Below are 16,584 nucleotides of genomic sequence, written 5' to 3' on the forward strand. Positions count from 1 at the left end.
TCGCACGTGTGGGGCCAAGAGCCGCACCCCCTCCTCACCTACGGCCGCATATGCCACACAATATTCGGTGCCATCTAGCATCTGCAATGTCATTCGCCGATGCATGGAGCAAATGCCAACCACCATGGAGGAACCACCAAGCGTGCGCCGGCCTGGCCGGTTACGCGACCGTACGTAAAGGATCAAGTGCGCGGGGAGAGGGCAAGGTCACAGGTCGAGCCTCTGCTGCCTGTCCGGGAGCTGTCCTAGCATCTGGGCATGACGGTCCAGCCTGCTGACGGGCTTTCGTTGGCCGCCGAATTCCCTGATCCCGCCCACGAGCAGTGGCAGAGCCTCGTCGAAGGTGTGCTGCGCAAGTCGGGCAAGGACGTTTCGGGTTCGGCCGCCGAGGAAGCACTGTCCACCACGGTGGAGGACGGGCTCATCACTCGTCCCCTCTACACCTCGCGCGACGACGCGCCCGATGCCGGTCTCCCGGGCTTCGCCCCCTTCACCCGCGGCAGCACACCGCACGGCAGTGCGGTGGGTGGCTGGGGCGTACGGCAGCGCCACGCGTCGACGGATCCCGTCCGGCTCAACGAGGCCGTGCTCCAGGACCTGGAGAACGGCACCACCTCGTTGTGGCTGACCGTGGGGGGCGCCGGTGGCGTGCCGGTCTCCGGTCTGGCCCGTGCGCTGGAAGGCGTCCACCTCGACCTGGCACCCATCGTGCTCGACGCCGGGGACGAACTGCACGCCGCGGCGACGGAGTTGCTCCGAATCGTCGCGGAGCGTGGCGTACCGGCGGACGCGGTGCGCGGCAGCCTCGGGGCCGACCCGCTGGGTCAGGCCGCCCGCCACGGCGACGAGGCGGACCTGGCATCCGCCGTCCACTGGGCCGAGCACTGCGCGGCCGGGTTCCCCGGGCTGCGCGCGCTGACCGTCGACGCGCTGCCCTACCACGAGGCCGGCGGCTCGGCCGCCCAGGAGCTGGGCAGCTCGCTGGCCACCGGCGTCGCCTACCTGCGGGCGCTGACCGACGCCGGGCTCGGGGTCGAGGAGGCCTGCGCCCAGCTGGAGTTCCGGTACGCGGCCACCGCCGACCAGTTCCTGACGATCGCCAAGCTGCGGGCCGCACGCCGCCTGTGGGCCCGGGTCGCCGAGGCCTGCGGGGCGCCGGAGGCCGGGGCCCAGCGCCAGCACGCGGTGACATCCCCGGTGATGATGACCCGGCGCGATCCATGGGTGAACATGCTGCGGACCACGCTGGCCTGTCTGGGCGCGGGGGTCGGTGGCGCGGATGCCGTGACCGTGCTGCCCTTCGACCATGCGCTGGGGCTGCCCGACGCGTTCGCCCGGCGCATCGCCCGCAACACCTCGACGATCCTGCTGGAGGAGTCCCACCTGGCCCGGGTCATCGACCCGGCGGGCGGTTCCTGGTACGTGGAGCGGCTGACGGACGAACTCGCGGACGCCGCCTGGACCTTCTTCCAGGAGATCGAGCGGGCCGGCGGTCACGCCACGGCGCTGGGCTCGGGCATGGTCGCGGAGCGGATCGCGGCGACCTGGGCCGCGCGCAGCAAGGACCTGGCGAGGCGCAAGGAGCCGATCACCGGCGTCAGCGAATTCCCGCAGCTCGCGGAGCGCGCGGTGGAGCGCGAACCGTTGCCGCAGGACGCGTCGCACGGCGGGCTTCCGGTGGTCCGCCGCGACGAGGCCTTCGAGGCGCTGCGCGCGCGCTCGGACGCCCATCTCGCGGCGACCGGCGCCCGGCCGCGCGTGTTCCTCGCCGCGCTCGGTCCCGCCGCGGCGCACACCGCGCGGGCCTCGTTCGCGGCGAACCTGTTCCAGGCAGGCGGCATCGAAGCCGTCCACGAGCCGGTACAGGTGGACGTTTCATCGGCCGCGGCGGCCCTCGCCGCCGCGGAAACGGACGTGGTGTGTCTGTGTTCCAGCGACGCGCTCTACGCCGAACACGCGGGCACGATCGCCGAGGCGCTGGTCGCCGCCGGTGCGCAGCGGGTGTATCTGGCGGGCCGGCCCGCCGCGTACCCGGGTGTGGACGAGTACGTCTTCGCCGGGTGTGACGTGGTGGCCGTGCTCTCCTCCGTTCTCGACCGTATGGGTGTGGCGTAATGCGGATCCCCGATTTCTCCGACATCGAGCTCGGGCCGGGCGGCGGCGCCGAGGTGACCGAGGAGCAGTGGCGTGCCGCGGTCAAGGAGTCCTCCGGGTCCTCCGACGGCGACCTGCTGTGGGAGACCCCGGAGGGCATCGCGGTCAAGCCGCTGTACACCGGGCAGGACCTGGAGGGTCTGGACTTCCTGGACACGCGTCCGGGGATGGCTCCGTACCTGCGCGGTCCGTACCCGACGATGTACGTCAACCAGCCCTGGACGATCCGGCAGTACGCCGGGTTCTCCACCGCCGAGGAGTCCAACGCCTTCTACCGCCGCAACCTGGCGGCCGGGCAGAAGGGCCTGTCGGTCGCCTTCGACCTGCCGACCCACCGCGGCTACGACAGCGACCACCCACGGGTGACCGGTGACGTCGGCATGGCCGGTGTCGCGATCGACTCCATTTACGACATGCGCCAGCTGTTCGACGGCATCCCGCTGGACAGGATGTCCGTGTCGATGACGATGAACGGCGCCGTCCTGCCCGTCCTCGCGCTGTACATCGTGGCCGCCGAGGAACAGGGCGTCGCCCCCGAGAAGCTGGCCGGGACCATTCAGAACGACATTCTGAAGGAGTTCATGGTCCGCAACACCTACATCTATCCGCCGAAGCCCTCGATGCGGATCATCTCCGACATCTTCTCGTACACCTCCCAGAAGATGCCGCGCTACAACTCGATCTCCATCTCCGGCTACCACATCCAGGAAGCCGGAGCCACGGCCGACCTGGAGCTGGCCTACACCCTGGCCGACGGAGTCGAATATCTGCGCGCCGGACGCGACGCCGGCCTGGACGTCGACGCGTTCGCACCCCGTCTGTCGTTCTTCTGGGCGATCGGCATGAACTTCTTCATGGAGATCGCCAAGCTGCGCGCCGCCCGGCTGCTGTGGGCCAAGCTCGTCAAGGAGTTCGAACCGAAGAACGCCAAGTCCCTGTCCCTGCGCACGCATTCGCAGACCTCCGGGTGGTCGCTGACCGCGCAGGACGTGTTCAACAACGTCACGCGCACCTGTGTCGAGGCCATGGCCGCGACCCAGGGCCACACCCAGTCGCTGCACACCAACGCCCTGGACGAAGCACTGGCCCTGCCCACCGACTTCTCCGCCCGCATCGCCCGCAACACCCAGCTCCTGCTCCAGCAGGAGTCCGGAACGGGCCGGGTCATCGACCCCTGGGGCGGCAGCGCCTACGTGGAGAAGCTGACGTACGACCTGGCACGGCGGGCCTGGCAGCACATCGAAGAGGTCGAAGCCGCCGGCGGCATGGCCAAGGCCATCGACGCCGGCATCCCCAAGCTCCGCATCGAGGAGGCCGCCGCCCGCACCCAGGCCCGCATCGACTCCGGACGCCAGCCCGTCATCGGCGTCAACAAGTACCGCGTCGAGACCGACGAGAAGATCGACGTCCTCAAGGTCGACAACTCCTCGGTCCGCACCCAGCAGCTGGAGAAGCTCCGGCGTCTGCGCGAGGAACGCGACGAACAGGCCTGCCAGGACGCGCTGCGCGCGCTGACGGTGGCGGCCGGGCGGGCCCCGGGCCCCGGGCTGGAAGGCAATCTGCTGGCGCTGGCTGTCGACGCGGCGCGCGCGATGGCAACGGTGGGCGAGATCTCCGACGCGTTGGAGAAGGTGTTCGGCCGGCACGCGGGCCAGATCCGTACGATCTCCGGTGTGTACCGCAACGAGGCAGGGGAGTCGCCGTCCGTGGACCGCACCCGCACACTGGTCGACGCGTTCGAGGAGGCGGAGGGGCGGCGCCCGCGCATCCTGGTCGCCAAGATGGGCCAGGACGGGCACGACCGCGGCCAGAAGGTGATCGCGACCGCCTTCGCCGACCTCGGCTTCGACGTGGACGTCGGCCCGCTGTTCCAGACGCCGGGCGAGGTCGCCCGCCAGGCCGTCGAGGCGGACGTGCACATCGTGGGCGTCTCCTCACTGGCCGCCGGCCACCTCACACTCGTACCCGCGCTCCGCGCGGAACTCGCGGCCGAGGGCCGCGAGGACATCATGATCGTGGTGGGCGGAGTCATCCCGCCCCAGGACATCCCCGAACTGCTGGGGATGGGCGCGGCAGCCGTGTTCCCGCCCGGAACGGTGATCCCGGACGCCGCCCACGACCTGGTGAAGCGGCTCGCCACCACCCTCGGTCACGAGCTGTGAGCCGCTGAACCCATGCCCCCGACGATCGATCTCGACAGCTACGTCAAGGGAGTGCTCGACGGGAAGCGTGCCCACATCGCACGCGCCATCACCCTCGTCGAATCCAACCGCCCCGACCACCGGGCACTGGCCCAGCAGCTGCTGAGGGAGCTGCTGCCGCACTCCGGCAACGCCCGGCGCATCGGCATCAGCGGGGTGCCCGGAGTCGGCAAGTCCACGTTCATCGACGCGCTCGGCACGATGCTCACCGGGCTCGGGCACCGGGTCGCGGTGCTCGCCGTCGACCCCTCATCCAGCCGCACCGGCGGCTCCATCCTGGGCGACAAGACCAGGATGGAGCGGCTCGCGGTGGACCCGGCGGCTTTCGTACGGCCCTCCCCCACCGCCGGCACGCTCGGCGGAGTGGCGAAGGCGACCCGCGAGTCCGTGGTGGTGATGGAGGCGGCGGGCTACGACGTCGTGCTGGTGGAGACGGTGGGCGTCGGCCAGTCGGAGACCGCGGTCGCCAACATGGTCGACACGTTTCTGCTGCTGACGCTGGCCCGCACCGGAGACCAGCTCCAGGGCATCAAGAAGGGTGTGCTGGAGCTGGCGGACGCCATCGCGGTGAACAAGGCGGACGGCCCGCACGAGCGCGACGCCCGGTCCGCGGCGCGTGAACTGGCGGGCGCGCTGCGACTGATGCACCCGGCGGACGCGGCCTGGACCCCGCCGGTGCTGACGTGCAGCGCCCGTGAGTCGAGCGGTCTGGACACCTTGTGGGAGCGGCTGGAGCAGCACCGGACACTGCTGGAGTCGACCGGCCGGCTCGCGGCAAAGCGCCGCGAGCAGCAGGTCGACTGGACGTGGACGATGGTGCGCGACGAGCTGCTGGAGAGTCTGCGAAGCCATCCCGGCGTACGCGCTCTCGCACCGGAGCTTGAACTGCGCGTACGCGAAGGCTCCTTGCCCGCCACACTGGCCGCGGAACAGATCCTGGGGGTCTTCCGGGGGACGGAGCCCGACGACCGGACGTGACGGACCTCAGAGGTCCAGCTGGTACTCGAACGAACGGTGCGTCGGCTCGTACCCGAACGCGTCGTTGATGCGGCGCATGTACGTGTTGCTGTCGGCGGTGTCCGCGAGCAGGCCGCCCAGGTCCGGATGGCGCTCGCGGGCGCCGGCGATGGCCGCGGCCTTCATCCAGCGGGCGAGTCCGTGGCCCCGGTGCTCGGGCAGGACGCCCGTCCCGTAGTGCCGGCCGTCGCCCTGTCCGTCGCCCGGCACGACGAGTTCGGTGAAGCCCGCTATCGACCCGTCGGCCTCGTCGACGGCGACCACCGTGTGCAGGTGGTCGCCGCGGTCCGTGACGGCCCGGGCCACGGCCCTGACCCGGTCGACGTCCCAGAGCACGGTTCCGTAGTCGGTGTCGTCCATGGGCATGTCGTCCATGGCACGGCGCGACGCAGCGAACGTGTGTGCCAACGGGCCCGGGACGATGCCGTCCCAGGACTCCAGCCGGTAGCCCGGATGCGGCTCCCGGGTGACGGCGGTCAGCGCCGCCGTGTCGACCGCTTTCAGCGGCAGCCGGGCGTAGGTCAGCGTGAGGACCCTGCGCAGTCCCTTGGCACGCAGGAACTCATCACCCGGTGTGCCTGCCTCGGTCTGCGCGACGACGGAGCGCCGTCCGTGCTCCCGGGCCGCCCGGACCACAGCGTCGAACAGCTGGGTGCCGGTACCCCTGCGGCGTTCCGCCGGGTGCACATGGAGTTCCAATTCGGCGAGGTGGTCCTGGCCCTCACGGGTGAAGACCCGGAGGAACGCCGAGCCGACGGGTACTCCCGCCTCGTCGGACGCCAGCCACACCAGCCGGTGGCCGGCGGCGCCGCGGTCGGGATCGGTCAAGGCGGTGAGCTGGATCGGCAAGGTGACTCCGCAGTCGGCGAGGGGGAATGGCCCGGAGTACCCAACCACCCCCACTCCCCCACCGCAACGGGGTTACGAGCGCGGACGCGAATGCAGGCCGCACCACATCGGCCACCGGAACCCGGCGGCCGTGCTACATTGCAATCGGTACATGTGCGGGCCTCTTGTTCAGGCTCCGGTACCGATTCACCTTCACCGAGCTGCTGCGCCCGTCCTTTCCGACCGGCGATCCGGCTTCATCACCTTGCTTCTCCAGACCGGCACGAACTCTTTCTGCCGCTCTTCCCTGCCCGTCTTCCGGGGCGTGTTCGCTCCGCCCCTGTCTCTGCCGGGCCCCTTCATTCGCATGTCCGCGAAAGGACCAACCCGCATGACCACCACACTCGAGAACCCCGTACCCACCACCACCCGGCAGGCCGGCGCCGCGTCCGCCGCCGGCATCCTCGACATCACGCAGCAGGGGCAGGGCTCCCTGCGCTCCGCAGGCGGTCACCCCGCCCCGGGCGACGTACAGGTCGCGGCGGCGCTCATCCGCCGGTACGGCCTGCGCAAGGGCGACGCCGTCGAGGGTGTCTGCGAGCGGCCCCGTGCCCTGAGCGCCGTCGCTCGCGTCAACGGGCTGCCCCCGCAGGCACTGCGCGGCCGCCCGCGCTTCGGCGACCTCACCCCGCTGCACCCCCGGCAGCGGCTGCGTCTGGAAACACCGTCCGGCGGCCCCTCGACACGCATCGTCGATCTCGTCGCCCCGGTCGGCAAGGGCCAGCGAGGGCTCATCGTCGCCCCGCCCAGGACCGGCAAGACGGTCCTCCTCCAGCAGATCGCGGCCGCTGTCGCCGAGAACCACCCCGAGGCCCATCTGATGGTGGTGCTCCTCGACGAACGCCCCGAGGAGGTCACCGACATGCGCCGCTCGGTGCGCGGCGAGGTGTACGCCTCGACGTTCGACCGGCCCGCCGGGGAACACATCGCCCTCGCCGAACTGGCCCTCGAACGCGCCAAGCGGCTCGTCGAGCAGGGCCGCGACGTCGTCATGCTGCTCGACTCGCTCACCAGGCTCTGCCGGGCCCACAACAACGCCGCGGGCAACGGCGGACGCACCCTCAGCGGCGGTGTGGACGCTGCCGCGCTGACCGGCCCCAAGCGGCTCTTCGGTGCCGCCCGCCTCACCGAGGAGGCCGGCTCCCTGACCATTCTTGCCACGGCGCTCGTCGACACCGGCTCGCGGGCGGACGAATACTTCTTCGAGGAGCTGAAGGGCACCGGCAACATGGAACTCCGGCTCGACCGCTCACTGGCCGAGAAGCGCATCCACCCGGCGGTGAACATCGCCGCCTCCGGCACCCGACGCGACGAACTCCTGGTGGAGCCGGAAGAGTTGACCGCCGTACGAGGTCTGCGCCGGGCCCTTCACTCCCGGGACGCGCAGACCTCTCTGGAGACGTTGCTGGGCCGGATCCGCAGCACCGGGGACAACGCGGCCTTCCTGCGCCTGATCCGCACCACCGTGCCGTCAGCCTGAGGGAGCCCGGCGCCGTGTCACTGCAGGCGGGCGTTCAGGGAGGCGGTGTGCTCACGGACCTGCTCCGGAGTGAGATAGCTGTCCGTGTACTCGAAGTCCCGCAGTGTCGCGGGCTTGCGGGACTGGAATCCGGTACGGACGAAGTCGTCACCCGCCGCCGCGTTGATCAGCCAGTTGGCCATGACGCGGGCCTTGGCCACATTGGTCCGCAGTGCCGACCAGTGGTAGCCGCGGGCCACGGCCTGCGCCGTCATCCCGTGCATCTCGATGCCGAGGGGCTTGGAGACGGCGTCCTTGCCGCCGAGGTCCACGACGAGTCCGAGGTCCTTGTGGACGTACGGGCGCAGCGGCTGGTGCCGGAGCGTCGCCAGGAGGTTGTCGGCCAGCCTGCGGCCCTGGCGCATCGCGTGCTGGGCGGTGGGCGGGCAGACCGCGCCGTCGCCCTTGACGAGGTCCGGCACGGCCGCCACGTCACCGAGGGCGAACATGCCGTCGTAGCCGGGCAGGGTCATCTCCGGAGTCACCGCCAGCCTGCCGCGCACCGTCTCCGCGTCGAAGGTGGTGACGAGCGGGCTGGCTGTGACACCGGCCGTCCAGATCAGCGTGCGGCAGGGCAGTTCCCGGCCGTCGGTGAACGTCACCTTGTCGACGCCCGCCTCGGCGACGGAGACTCCCAGCGACACCTCGATGCCACGTTCACGCAGCACCTTCAGCGCGCTCTCGCCGAGCTTGTCGCCCAGCTCGGGCATCAGCTTCGGAGCGATGTCGATCAGGTGCCACTTGATCAGCTTCGGGTCGAGCCGGGGGTAGTGCCTCACCGCACTGCTGGTGAGGCGTTGGAGGCAGGCCGCCGTCTCGGTTCCCGCGTAGCCGCCCCCGACCACGACGAACTGCAGGCGGGAGGCCCGCTCCGCCTCGTCGCTGCTGGCGTCCGCGAGGTCGAGCTGGGCGATCACGTGATCCCTGACGTAGGCGGCCTCGGCCAGCGTCTTCATGCCACGGGCGTTGTCGAGCAGGCCGGGGATGTCGAAGGTGCGGGTGACGCTGCCCGGGCTGAGCACGATGTAGTCGTACGGCTCGTACACCACCTCGTCGGTGATCTTACGGATGACGCAGACCTTCGCCTTGGGGTCCACTCCGATGGCCCCGCCGGGAATGATGCGCGTGCGGTGCCGGCTGCTCCTTCGCAGGGACACCGCGACCGACTGCGGGGTGAGGACGCCGGAGGCCACCTGTGGCAGCAGGGGGAGGTAGAGCTGGTACGAGAACGGCGCGACGAGCGCGATGTCCGCTTCACCCGGGCGGAGCCCGCGTTCCAGACGGCGCACGCACTCGACCCCGGCAAATCCGGCTCCGACAACGAGAATCCTGGGTCGTGCCACAGTGTTGGTCCCTTCTCGGGGTCTGCACGGTCATCCGTTCGCCTGCCCCGTCACACGCGCCCGTCACCTCTCATCTTTACGAGACGGGCGCGAGTCCGCCTGCTGGGCGGGCAGAACGGACGACCTCGGCGCGTCATCTGGCCAGGTACGTCCAGGCGGTGCACGCGCCTCCCGCCGTACTCGCGACCACTGCGGCGGCGACGCACCGTGCCCGGAGTCTGCGATACCGCTCGCTGTACTCGCCGCGCAGTTCGGCGGCCCGGACCGAGACCCGTACGAGCATCGCCCGTGAGGCGGCGGCCCGGTCGGCCGTGTAGACCCGCTCCACGTCCTCGCGCTGGGCGGTCGTCAGCCACGGCAGCTCGGCCGTGAAGTGCCGGGCGCGCCGACGCGCCTCCTCGACCTCGGCGTTCCACAGCAGATAGCCCTCCATCTGGGCCAGTCCGCGCGCACTGTCCCTTTCGGGATCGGGACCCACCCGCTTCTCCTCTCCGCCGGCCGTCCTGCTCACTCCTGCTTGTCCCCCGGTGCCACCGTCACGGAGCGGTCGTGGCGATTGGCGGCATCGTCGAGCTCACGCACGGCCGGGTGGTGCAGGTCGAACGCCGGGGATTCGGAACGGATCCGGGGCAGCGTGACGAAGTTGTGCCGCGGCGGCGGGCAGGATGTCGCCCACTCCAGCGAACGGCCGTAGCCCCACGGGTCGTCGACCTCGACCGGCTTCCCGTACTTCGCGGTCTTCCACACGTTGTAGAGGAACGGCAGCATCGACAGGCCGAGCAGGAACGAGGAGATCGTCGAGATCGTGTTCAGCGCGGTGAAGCCGTCACTGGCGAGGTAGTCCGCGTAGCGGCGCGGCATGCCCTCGGCACCGAGCCAGTGCTGCACCAGGAACGTGCCGTGGAAGCCGGTGAACAGTGTCCAGAAGGTGATCTTCCCGAGTCGCTCGTCCAGCATCTTGCCGGTGAACTTCGGCCACCAGAAGTGGAATCCGGCGAACATCGCGAACACCACGGTGCCGAAGACGACGTAGTGGAAGTGCGCGACCACGAAGTACGAGTCGGAGACGTGGAAGTCCATCGGGGGCGAGGCCAGGACGACACCGGTCAGACCGCCGAAGAGGAACGTGACGAGGAAGCCGATGGACCAGAGCATCGGTGTCTCGAAGGACAGCGAGCCCCTCCACATCGTGCCGATCCAGTTGAAGAACTTCACTCCGGTGGGGACCGCGATGAGGAACGTCATGAAGGAGAAGAACGGCAGGAGCACGCCTCCGGTGACGTACATGTGGTGCGCCCACACGGTCGCGGACAGTCCGGCGATGGCGATCGTCGCCCCGATCAGGCCGATGTAGCCGAAGATCGGTTTGCGGCTGAAGACGGGGATGATCTCGGTGACGATCCCGAAGAACGGGAGCGCGATGATGTACACCTCCGGATGGCCGAAGAACCAGAAGAGGTGCTGCCACAGGAGCGCGCCGCCGTTGGCCGCGTCGAAGACGTGGGCTCCGAACTTCCGGTCCGCCTCCAGCACCAGGAGCGCCGCGGCAAGCACCGGGAAGGCCAGCAGGACCAGGACGCCGGTCAGCAGGACGTTCCAGACGAAGATCGGCATGCGGAACATCGTCATGCCCGGTGCGCGCATGCAGACGATCGTGGTGATGAAGTTGACCGAACCGAGGATCGTGCCGAAGCCGGAGAAGGCCAGCCCCATGATCCACATGTCTCCGCCGATCCCCGGCGAGCGCACGGCGTCCGTCAGCGGGGTGTAGGCGAACCAGCCGAAGTCGGCCGCACCGTTCGGTGTCAGGAATCCGGCCACCACGATGAGCGAGCCGAAGAGGTACAGCCAGTACGCGAACATGTTCAGCCGCGGGAACGCCACATCGGGCGCGCCGATCTGCAGCGGCATGATCCAGTTGGTGAATCCGGCGAACAGCGGCGTCGCGAACATCAGCAGCATGATCGTGCCGTGGATGGTGAACGCCTGGTTGAACTGCTCGTTCGACACGAGCTGGGTGCCCGGACGGGCCAGCTCGGCGCGCATGACGAGCGCGAGCAGGCCGCCGACGATGAAGAACCCGAACGAGGTGACCAGGTACAACGAGCCGATCGTCTTGTGGTCGGTGGTGGTCAGCCACTTGACGACGACGTTTCCCGGCTCCTTGCTGCGTACCGGAAGCTCGTTGGCGTACGACTCCTCTTCGTCCGTCGGCTCTGCTGTGCCCGTCGTCGTCACTGGGACGCTCCTTCGGTTGTCATCCGCGGGTGGACTGCGCACCCGGCGTGGCGACGCTCCAGCGGGTCGGCCGAACGGCCCTCCCCGCGCGTCGCGCGTGTCTCCGGATGCAGCAAACCAGCCACGGGCCCTTCGGGAGCGGCCCGGCGCCCGCCACGGCGCTACTTTCACCCGTCAGGGCGTCCCCCGGTCCACCGGCGGCCGGGCCGCGCGGGGACCCCGTCGAAAACAGCTCCGCCCCGGCTCGACACGAGGTCGGCCGGGGCGGAGCTGGCACAGGGCGTACGGGTCGGGCACGGGCGCGGGCCCATGCCCCGTTCGCCCGTGTCACATCAGGCGAGGCTCGCGATCGCCTGGTTGAAGGTGACCGACGGGCGCATGACGGCCGCGGCCTTGGCCGGGTCGGGCTGGTAGTAGCCACCGATGTCGGCCGGCTTGCCCTGGACCGCGATCAGCTCGCCGACGATGGTCTGCTCCTGCTCGGCCAGCGTCTTGGCGAGGGGGGCGAACGCCGTCGCGAGCTCGGCGTCGGCGTTCTGCTTCGCCAGCTCCTGGGCCCAGTACAGGGCGAGGTAGAAGTGGCTGCCGCGGTTGTCGATGCCGCCGAGCTTGCGGCTGGGCGACTTGTCCTCGTTCAGGAACGTGGCGGTCGCCCGGTCCAGCGTGTCGGCGAGGACCTGGGCGCGCGCGTTGTCCGTGGTCTGCGCGAGGTGCTCGAAGCTGACCGCGAGGGCGAGGAACTCGCCCAGGCTGTCCCAGCGCAGGTAGTCCTCCTTGACGAGCTGCTGGACGTGCTTGGGGGCGGAGCCGCCGGCGCCCGTCTCGAACAGACCGCCACCGTTCATCAGCGGCACGACGGAGAGCATCTTCGCGCTGGTGCCGAGTTCCAGGATCGGGAACAGGTCGGTGAGGTAGTCACGCAGCACGTTGCCGGTCACCGAGATGGTGTCCTCGCCGCGGCGGATGCGCTCCAGGGAGAAGGCGGTGGCCTTCTCCGGGGTCAGGATCTCGATCTGGAGACCGTCGGTGTCGTGGTCGGCCAGGTAGGTCTTGACCTTGGTGATGAGCTGAGCGTCGTGGGCGCGGTCCTCGTCGAGCCAGAACACGGCAGGGTTGCCGGTCGCGCGGGCGCGGGTGACGGCGAGCTTGACCCAGTCCTGGATCGGCAGGTCCTTGGTCTGGCACATGCGGAAGATGTCACCGGCGCCGACGGCCTGCTCCAGGACGGTGTTGCCGGTGGTGTCGACGACCCGCACCGTGCCCGTGGCGGGAATCTCGAAGGTCTTGTCGTGGCTGCCGTACTCCTCGGCCTTCTGCGCCATCAGACCGACGTTGGGCACCGAGCCCATGGTCGACGGGTCGAAGGCGCCGTGCGCACGGCAGTCGTCGATCACGACCTGGTAGACACCGGCGTAGCTGCTGTCCGGCAGGACGGCGATGGTGTCGGCCTCCTGGCCGTCCGGTCCCCACATGTGGCCGGAGGTGCGGATCATGGCCGGCATGGAGGCGTCGACGATGACGTCGCTGGGGACGTGGAGGTTGGTGATGCCCTTGTCGGAGTCGACCATCGCCAGGGCGGGGCCCTCGGCGAGTTCGGCCTCGAAGGACGCCTTGATCTCGTCGCCGATGTGAGGCACCGACTCGAGGCCCTTGAGGATCCCGCCGAGGCCGTCGTTCGGGGTCAGACCCGCGGCGGCGAGGACGTCGCCGTACTTGGCGAAAGTGTTCGGGAAGAACGCACGGACCACGTGGCCGAAGATGATCGGGTCGGAGACCTTCATCATCGTGGCCTTGAGGTGGACGGAGAACAGCACGTCCTCGGACTTGGCCCGGGCGATCTGCGCGGTGAAGAACTCACGCAGCGCCGCGACGCGCATGACGGCCGCGTCCACGACCTCGCCGGCGAGTACCGGTACGGACTCGCGCAGCACCGTGGTGGAGCCGTCGTCACCCACGAGCTCGATGCGCAGCGAGCCGGGCTCGGCGATCACGGCGGACTTCTCGGTGGAGCGGAAGTCGTCGACGCCCATGGTGGCGACGTTCGTCTTCGAGTCGGCGGTCCAGGCGCCCATGCGGTGCGGGTGGGTCTTGGCGTAGTTCTTGACCGACGCGGGGGCACGGCGGTCGGAGTTGCCCTCGCGCAGGACGGGGTTGACCGCGCTGCCCTTGACCTTGTCGTAACGCGCGCGGACGTCCTTGTCCTCGTCGCTCTGCGGGTCGTCCGGGTAGTCCGGAAGCGCGTAGCCCTGCTCCTGGAGCTCGGCGATCGCGGCCTTCAGCTGCGGGATCGAGGCCGAGATGTTCGGCAGCTTGATGATGTTCGCACCGGGAGTGGTGGCCAGCGCGCCCAGCTCGGCGAGAGCGTCGTCGATGCGCTGGTTCTCCTGGAGGCGGTCGGGGAAGCTGGCGATGATCCGGCCCGCCAGGGAGATGTCACGGCTCTCCACGGTGACCCCGGCCTTCGAGGCATAGGCCTCGACCACGGGCAGGAACGAATACGTCGCCAGGGCCGGGGCCTCGTCGGTGTGTGTATAGATGATGGTCGAGTCAGTCACCCTGTGCTCCGCTCCACGTCTGCAACATTGCTTGACATCAAGATATCTCGTGATCGCCACCGACTCGACAGGGCCCTGCCCCCTCCGGTCCGGAACCGGCCGTACCGTTTCAGGGCCGGTGCCGCGGGGGGACCTGCTCGCCCGTGGGCACCGGACCGGGCGGGGTGCCGTCGCCGAAGGGCCGGCCGCCGAGCTGCTCGCGGTGGTGCGGGGTCAGGAACCCCGACAGGTCGGGCCCGGCGGGCACGATGCCGGTGGGATTGATACCGGTGTGGACGCGGTAGTAGTGCTGCTTGATGTGGTGGAAGTCGACGGTGTCCCCGAATCCGGGGGTCTGGTAGAGGTCCCGGGTGTACGCCCACAGGACCGGGTCCTCGGCCAGTTTCGAGCGGTTGCACTTGAAGTGGCCGTGATACACGGCGTCGAAGCGCACCAGGGTGGTGAAGAGGCGGATGTCGGCCTCGGTGATCGTGTCGCCGACGAGATAGCGCCGGTCGGCCAGCCGTTCGGACACCTGGTCCAGGCGGCCGAAGAGCGCCTCGTAGGCACTCTCGTACGTGCTCTGGCCGTCCGCGAACCCGGCCCGGTACACGCCGTTGTTGACGTCCCGGTAGATCCCTTCCATCACCTCGTCGATCTCCTCCCGCAACGGCTCCGGGTAGAGGTCGGGCGCTCCGGGGCGGTGCAGCGCGGTCCATTCCGTGGCGAGGTCCAGGGTGATCCGCTGGTAGTCGTTGGTGACGAGCCTGCCGCTCGGGATGTCGACGACCGCGGGGACGCTGACGCCGCCGGGGTAGCCGCGCTCCCTGGCGTCGTACGCCTCGCTCAGATAGCGGATGCCGAGCACCGGGTCCCGGCCGTCCGGGTCCAGGGTGAAGCGCCAGCTGCGGTCGTCCTGCAGCGGATCGGCCACGGCGAGCGAGAGGGCGCTCTCCAGGCCCAGCAGCCTGCGGGAGACCAGGGCGCGGCTCGCCCAGGGGCAGGCGCGGCTGACGACGAGGCGGTAGCGGCCCGCCTCGACGGGCCAGCCGTCGCGCGCGTCGGCGGTGATCCGGTCGGCGAAATGACTGCGGGACCGCTTGAAGGGTTTGTGCCCGTAGGAACTGTTGCCGTCCTGCGCGTCGCCGTCGCTGTCGTTCATCGCGTCTCCTTAGTGGTCCGCCGGTGAGGGTGCGGACTGCTGTGTACGGCTTCTGCCCCGCCGGGCCGCGCCCACGTCGGCCAGCGCCGCGAGGAGCCCTGCGAGCACGAAGGCGACGGAGACGATGAGCCCGTGGTCGTAGGCGGTGGACCAGGCCTCCGAGCCGACCTGCGCGAAGAACACCGAGCCCACGGCGGCGATCCCGATCGCGGAGCCGACGCGCTGGCCGGTCTGCAGGGTGCCTCCGGCGCTGCCCGCGGTGGCCACCGGCACCTGCGACAGGGTGAGGGTCTGGTTGGGCGCGATGACCAGGCCGCTGCCCAGTCCGGCCACCAGCAGCGGGGCGGCCATCGCCCATCCCGCGCCCCTGCCGGGCACCAGGTGGACGGCGAGTGCGGTGGCTGCCAGCCCCACCGCCACGGTGGCCATGCCCACGACGACGAGAGGGCGTCCGTACCGGCCGACCATCCTGCCGCCGGGGCCCGCGGCCACGGCCGACCCCAGCGCGAACGGGGTGATCGCCAGGCCGGCCTGCAGGGCGGTGTAGTGGAGCCCGCTCTGCAGGTAGAGCGTGGTGATGAAGAAGATCGAGGTGAATCCGGCGAAGTACAGCAGGATCAGCAGGCAGCCCAGCCAGTAGGAACGGACCCGGAAGAGTCTGAGGTCGACGACCGGCTGGGTGCCGCGGCGCCCGCAGCGGGACTCCCAGCCGACGAACGCCGCGAGCAGTGCGGCGGCGACCAGCAGGAGCAGCCACTTCCCGTTGCCCGGCCACTGGTGGGCCTGGACGAACGGCAGCAGCAGGGCCAGCACGCCCGCGCCCAGCAGCAGGATTCCGAGAGGGTCGAGGTCCCGCGGGCGTACGGGGCCCGCGGAGGGGGTGTCCGGCAGGAGCCGCCGCGCCAGCAGAAGGCAGACGATCCCGAGGGGCAGGTTGACGTAGAACACCCATCGCCAGCCCTCCTCGGCCCCGGCCGCCTGGATGAGCAGTCCGCCCAGCAGCGGGCCGACGGCGGTGGAGATGCCGACCACCGTGCCGAACATGCCGAACGCCCGGCCCCGCTCCCGTCCCGAGAACATCTGCTGGATCAGGGCGGAGATCTGCGGCGAGACCAGCCCGCCGGCCAGTCCCTGGACCAGTCGGGCGATCACCAGCCAGGTGCTGGACTGGGCGGCGCCGCAGGCCGCGGACGACAGGGTGAAGAGCACGAGCCCGATCATGAACACCTGGCGGCGCCCACGGGCGTCGCCGAGGCGCCCGGCGGGAATCAGGAAGAGGCCGAAGGCGAGCGAGTACCCCGAGAGCACCCACTGCAGGTCGGACTCAGGGGTGTGCAGCCCTTCCCTGATGGACGGGAGGGCCACGTTGACGATGGACACGTCCAGAAGGGTCATGAAGCCCGCGACCAGACAGACCGCGAGCGCCTTCCACCGCCGGGGGTCGGGGGCGTCCGGTCCGGCGGCGGAGCCCGCCTCCCGCCCCGCAGAACCCCGGTACCCCGCACTCTCTGCCATGGCTCGCACCCTA

Annotated in this window: 11 protein-coding genes; 4 read left to right on the top strand and 7 right to left on the bottom strand. The window is 70.1% G+C overall.

The genetic code is table 11. From position 1 onward, the window contains the following. The first annotated feature begins 258 nt into the window (after positions 1-258). The 3 genes from mutA to meaB are packed head-to-tail and all read left to right on the top strand — an operon-like array spanning position 259 to position 5,333. Complete coding sequence (mutA, locus tag ABZ434_RS27040) at positions 259-2,115, top strand: methylmalonyl-CoA mutase small subunit (protein ID WP_359142034.1); 1,857 nt, start codon at positions 259-261, stop codon at positions 2,113-2,115. Beyond that, positions 2,115-4,316, top strand: coding sequence for a methylmalonyl-CoA mutase (gene scpA, locus ABZ434_RS27045; protein ID WP_359142036.1), 2,202 nt, complete (start codon positions 2,115-2,117; stop codon positions 4,314-4,316). Before mutA ends, scpA begins: the two co-directional genes overlap by 1 nt. 12 nt (positions 4,317-4,328) lie before the next feature. Further along, complete coding sequence (gene meaB, locus ABZ434_RS27050; protein WP_359142038.1) at positions 4,329-5,333, top strand: methylmalonyl Co-A mutase-associated GTPase MeaB; 1,005 nt, start codon at positions 4,329-4,331, stop codon at positions 5,331-5,333. A gap of 6 nt (positions 5,334-5,339) precedes the next feature. Here meaB and ABZ434_RS27055 read toward each other — a convergent pair whose 3' ends face one another. After that, on the bottom strand, positions 5,340-6,221 hold the full coding sequence (locus ABZ434_RS27055) for a GNAT family N-acetyltransferase (RefSeq protein ID WP_359142040.1): 882 nt from the start codon (positions 6,219-6,221) through the stop codon (positions 5,340-5,342). Positions 6,222-6,591: 370 nt separating this feature from the next. Between ABZ434_RS27055 and rho the strand changes: the two genes are divergently transcribed. Next, positions 6,592-7,740, top strand: coding sequence for a transcription termination factor Rho (gene rho, locus ABZ434_RS27060; protein ID WP_359142042.1), 1,149 nt, complete (start codon positions 6,592-6,594; stop codon positions 7,738-7,740). Positions 7,741-7,757: 17 nt separating this feature from the next. Here the strand turns inward: rho and ABZ434_RS27065 are convergent, their stop codons facing one another. The 6 genes from ABZ434_RS27065 to ABZ434_RS27090 form a co-directional block, all read right to left on the bottom strand. After that, the gene (locus ABZ434_RS27065) at positions 7,758-9,122 is read right to left on the bottom strand and encodes an NAD(P)/FAD-dependent oxidoreductase (protein ID WP_359142044.1); all 1,365 of its coding nucleotides are present in this window, start codon (positions 9,120-9,122) and stop codon (positions 7,758-7,760) included. Positions 9,123-9,255: 133 nt separating this feature from the next. Beyond that, the gene (locus ABZ434_RS27070; RefSeq protein ID WP_359142135.1) at positions 9,256-9,555 is read right to left on the bottom strand and encodes a hypothetical protein; all 300 of its coding nucleotides are present in this window, start codon (positions 9,553-9,555) and stop codon (positions 9,256-9,258) included. 74 nt (positions 9,556-9,629) lie between these two features. Next, on the bottom strand, positions 9,630-11,360 hold the full coding sequence (gene ctaD / locus ABZ434_RS27075) for a cytochrome c oxidase subunit I (protein WP_359142046.1): 1,731 nt from the start codon (positions 11,358-11,360) through the stop codon (positions 9,630-9,632). A 332-nt stretch (positions 11,361-11,692) separates the two neighbouring features. After that, positions 11,693-13,915: an NADP-dependent isocitrate dehydrogenase gene (locus tag ABZ434_RS27080; RefSeq protein ID WP_359142047.1), complete on the bottom strand. Its 2,223-nt coding sequence runs from the start codon at positions 13,913-13,915 to the stop codon at positions 11,693-11,695. Between the two features lie 109 nt (positions 13,916-14,024). Further along, positions 14,025-15,056 carry a glutathione S-transferase C-terminal domain-containing protein gene (locus tag ABZ434_RS27085; protein ID WP_359142049.1) on the bottom strand — a complete coding sequence of 344 codons (1,032 nt, stop codon included), beginning with the start codon at positions 15,054-15,056 and terminating at the stop codon, positions 14,025-14,027. 9 nt (positions 15,057-15,065) lie between these two features. Beyond that, the gene (locus ABZ434_RS27090) at positions 15,066-16,571 is read right to left on the bottom strand and encodes an MFS transporter (RefSeq protein WP_359142051.1); all 1,506 of its coding nucleotides are present in this window, start codon (positions 16,569-16,571) and stop codon (positions 15,066-15,068) included. Positions 16,572-16,584 lie beyond the last annotated feature (13 nt).

The sequence above is a fragment of the Streptomyces sp. NPDC005761 genome, from assembly GCF_040630635.1.
GTDB lineage: Bacteria > Actinomycetota > Actinomycetes > Streptomycetales > Streptomycetaceae > Streptomyces.

What these genes read in the sequence shown, in the direction of transcription:
- scpA (WP_359142036.1), top strand. Translation starts at nt 2,115, where the DNA reads ATGCGGATCCCCGATTTCTCCGACATCGAGCTCGGGCCGGGCGGCGGC.
- rho (WP_359142042.1), top strand. Translation starts at nt 6,592, where the DNA reads ATGACCACCACACTCGAGAACCCCGTACCCACCACCACCCGGCAGGCC.
- ABZ434_RS27070 (WP_359142135.1), bottom strand. Translation starts at nt 9,555, where the DNA reads ATGGAGGGCTATCTGCTGTGGAACGCCGAGGTCGAGGAGGCGCGTCGG.
- meaB (WP_359142038.1), top strand. Translation starts at nt 4,329, where the DNA reads ATGCCCCCGACGATCGATCTCGACAGCTACGTCAAGGGAGTGCTCGAC.
- ABZ434_RS27085 (WP_359142049.1), bottom strand. Translation starts at nt 15,056, where the DNA reads ATGAACGACAGCGACGGCGACGCGCAGGACGGCAACAGTTCCTACGGG.
- ABZ434_RS27090 (WP_359142051.1), bottom strand. Translation starts at nt 16,571, where the DNA reads ATGGCAGAGAGTGCGGGGTACCGGGGTTCTGCGGGGCGGGAGGCGGGC.
- mutA (WP_359142034.1), top strand. Translation starts at nt 259, where the DNA reads ATGACGGTCCAGCCTGCTGACGGGCTTTCGTTGGCCGCCGAATTCCCT.